Raw genomic sequence first — 470 nt, 5'->3', positions numbered from 1 at the left:
GGCCCGTATGTGCCTCCGGCGCCTGCGGAATCGGCATCAATCGACAAAGCACTGATAAGGATCGCGCGGCACTACCGGCGACTTGGAGCGCGCTTCAATAGAGGAAGCTCCCGGGACGCCACCATGCCGAGCCGACATCCGGTTCGGAAGGCGGCGGCACATGATGCGATTGACCGGGCTCTCCGCCTGCCCGATACCGGCCACGATCATCCTGCAACGGTGCGACGGCATGACCAGCGATATCAAGATCGGAATCGTCACGGTATCCGACAGGGCCTCAGCGGGCATCTATGCCGATGAGGGCGGCCCCGCCATTCGCGACTATCTGAAGAACGCGCTCGCCTCGCCCTGGGCGGCCGTTGCGCGGGTCATTCCGGACGATCGCAAGGCGATTGCCGAAACCCTGATCGAACTCGCCGACCGCGAGGGCTGCTGTCTCATCGTCACGACCGGGGGCACCGGTCCTGCCC

At 65.1% G+C, this 470-nt stretch carries 1 protein-coding gene; it reads left to right on the top strand.

What is annotated here, in order from left to right; all coding sequences use genetic code 11:
• Window positions 1–160 precede the first annotated feature (160 nt).
• Window positions 161–470 (top strand): molybdopterin-binding protein (locus AB4Y92_RS25695; RefSeq protein WP_441822190.1); only part of this gene is annotated, 310 nt, incomplete at its 3' end.

Source organism: Lysobacter sp. TAB13 (assembly GCF_052113885.1).
In the GTDB taxonomy this organism is placed as follows: Bacteria; Pseudomonadota; Gammaproteobacteria; order Xanthomonadales; family Xanthomonadaceae; genus Lysobacter; species Lysobacter gummosus.
Note: the sequence above shows the minus strand (reverse complement) of the source record. Positions and strands in the feature narration are given on the sequence as shown.